The 2,601-nt window shown below is 65.6% G+C and carries 4 protein-coding genes; all 4 read left to right on the forward strand.

The window, feature by feature from the left end; genetic code table 11:
• On the forward strand, positions 1 to 576 hold a 576-nt coding region (locus MOV75_RS34030), incomplete at its 5' end, for a carbon-phosphorus lyase complex subunit PhnI (RefSeq protein ID WP_247007528.1).
• Entirely contained in the window at positions 573 to 1,463 is an 891-nt protein-coding gene (locus MOV75_RS34035) for an alpha-D-ribose 1-methylphosphonate 5-phosphate C-P-lyase PhnJ (protein ID WP_246931896.1), read from the forward strand. The genes MOV75_RS34030 and MOV75_RS34035, both read left to right, overlap by 4 nt.
• A complete protein-coding gene (gene phnK / locus MOV75_RS34040; RefSeq protein WP_246931898.1) occupies positions 1,456 to 2,253 on the forward strand; it encodes a phosphonate C-P lyase system protein PhnK in 798 nt (265 codons plus the stop codon). The genes MOV75_RS34035 and phnK overlap by 8 nt, the downstream gene beginning before the upstream one ends.
• Positions 2,254 to 2,261: 8 nt before the next feature.
• Positions 2,262 to 2,601 (forward strand): ATP-binding cassette domain-containing protein (locus tag MOV75_RS34045; RefSeq protein WP_247007529.1); only part of this gene is annotated, 340 nt, incomplete at its 3' end.

The following is a 2,601-nucleotide window of genomic DNA, read 5'->3' on the forward strand; positions in this document are numbered from 1 at the left end:
GTCGGCGATCTCACCCGCGAGCCGCTGAACTTCCCGGCCGACCGCGACCTGCGCCTGCAGAATCTCGCGCGCGGTGACGAAGGGTTCTTGCTGGCGATGGGCTACTCCACCCAGCGCGGCTACGGCCGCAACCACCCTTTCGCCGGCGAGATTCGCTTCGGCGAGGTCGAGGTGGAATTCGTCGCGGAAGACGCCGGCTTCGCGGTGCCGTTGGGCTCGATCGAACTCACCGAGTGCCAGATGGTCAATCAGTTCAAGGGCTCTGCGACGGAAGCGCCGTGCTTCACCCGCGGCTATGGCCTCGCCTTCGGCCAGAGCGAGCGCAAGACCATGTCGATGGCGCTGGTCGATCGTGCGCTCCGCGCCCGCGAGCTCGGCGAGGAGGTGCGTGCACCGGCGCAGGACGAGGAATTCGTGATGTCGCATTCGGACAACGTTCAGGCGACCGGCTTCGTCGAGCATCTGAAGCTGCCGCACTATGTCGACTTCCAGTCCGAGCTCGGTCTTTTGCGCAAGCTGCGTCACGAGTTCGCGGAGGCCCAAGCGCCCGATGCCATGAAGGAGGCCGCGGAATGAACGCGCCCGCCTACAACTTTGCCTATCTCGACGAGCAGACCAAGCGGATGATCCGCCGTGCGATCCTGAAGGCGATCGCGATTCCCGGCTATCAGGTGCCATTCGCCAGCCGCGAAATGCCGATGCCCTATGGCTGGGGCACCGGCGGCGTGCAGGTGACGGCGGCGATCCTCGGTCCCTCCGACGTGCTGAAGGTGATCGACCAGGGATCCGACGACACCACCAACGCGATCTCGATCCGCAAATTCTTTGCCAAGACCGCCGGAGTCGCCACCACGACGGCGACTGATGATGCAACCGTGATCCAGACGCGTCACCGCATCCCGGAGACGACGCTGCACGAAAATCAGGTGCTGGTCTATCAGGTGCCGATCCCGGAACCGTTGCGGTTCCTCGAGCCCCGCGAGACCGAGACGCGGCGCATGCACGCGCTCGCCGAATACGGCCTGATGCATGTGAAGCTCTATGAGGACATCGCCCGCTTCGGCCACATCGCCACCGCCTACGCCTATCCGGTGAAGGTGAACGCGCGCTACGTGATGGACCCGTCGCCGACGCCGAAATTCGACAATCCCAAGATGGACAATTGCCCGGCGCTGCAATTGTTCGGCGCCGGCCGCGAGAAGCGCATCTACGCGATCCCGCCCTATACGCAAGTGGTGTCGCTCGATTTCGAGGATCACCCGTTCGAGCCCTATCGCTTCAACGCGCCCTGCGCGCTGTGCGCTGCGGAGAATTCCTATCTCGACGAGATCGTCACCGACGACAAGGGCGGCCGCATGTTCGTCTGCTCGGACACCGATTATTGCGAGGGCCGCCAGGCCGCCGGCCATCACGGCAGCCTCGGCGCCGCGCCATACAAGGAGAAGGCGGGCTCGCATGGCTGATCTCGATACCCTTGAAAACGACCAGCCGCTGCTGGTCGCAAGATCTCTCAGCAAATCCTTCGGCCGCATCGCCGCCTGCCGCGACGTCTCGTTCTCGCTCTATCCCGGCGAGGTGCTGGCGATCGTCGGCGAGTCCGGCTCGGGCAAGTCGACGCTGCTGCAGCTGCTGTCGGGCCAGCTGGCGGCCAGCGGAGGCCATGTGTCCTATCGGATGCGCGATGGTGTCGCTCGCGACCTTGCCTCGCTGGGCGAAGCCGAGCGGCGCTTCCTGTACCGGACCGACTGGGGCTTCGTGCATCAGGATCCCGCCCAGGGCCTGCGCATGGCGGTCTCGGCCGGCGCCAATGTCGGCGAGCGGCTAATGGCTGTGGGATGGAATCACTATGGCCGCATCCGCGACACCGCGTCGGACTGGCTCACGCGCGTCGAGATCGACGTCGCACGCATCGACGATGCGCCGCGCACCTATTCCGGCGGCATGCGTCAGCGGCTCCAGATCGCCCGCAATCTCGTCACCGAGCCGCGGCTGGTGTTCATGGACGAGCCGACCGGCGGCCTCGACGTCTCCGTGCAGGCCCGCCTGCTCGACCTCCTGCGCGGCCTCGTCGCCGAGCTGCATCTCGCGGTCATCATCGTCACCCACGATCTCGCGGTGGCGCGCCTGTTGTCGCATCGCGTGATGGTGATGAAGGGCGGCCGGGTCATCGAGACCGGTCTCACCGACCAGGTGCTCGACGATCCCCGCGAGCCCTATACGCAACTCCTCGTCTCCTCGATTCTGCCGCCATGAGCATTTCAATGACCGCCATGATCGATATCGCCGATGCCAAGAAGACTTTTACGATGCACCTGCAGGGCGGCATCGAGCTGCCCGTTGTCAGCGGCGTGACCTTCCATGTCGATCCCGGCGAGTGCGTCGTGCTGTCCGGGCCGTCGGGCGCCGGCAAATCGTCGATCCTGAAGATGATCTTCGGCAACTACCGCTGCGATAGCGGCCGCATCGGCATCCGCCATCGCGGCGGGCTGATCGATCTCGCCGCCGCCGAGCCGCGCCAGGTGCTCAACGTCCGCCGTTCCACCATCGGCTATGTCAGCCAGTTCCTGCGTGCGGTGCCGCGCGTGGCCACCATCGACGTCG

The organism is Bradyrhizobium sp. PRIMUS42 (assembly GCF_023006515.1).
Taxonomy (GTDB): Bacteria; Pseudomonadota; Alphaproteobacteria; order Rhizobiales; family Xanthobacteraceae; genus Bradyrhizobium.

Coding starts and splice junctions, on each gene's coding strand:
- MOV75_RS34035 (WP_246931896.1), top strand. CDS start 573: ATGAACGCGCCCGCCTACAACTTTGCCTATCTCGACGAGCAGACCAAG.
- phnK (WP_246931898.1), top strand. CDS start 1,456: ATGGCTGATCTCGATACCCTTGAAAACGACCAGCCGCTGCTGGTCGCA.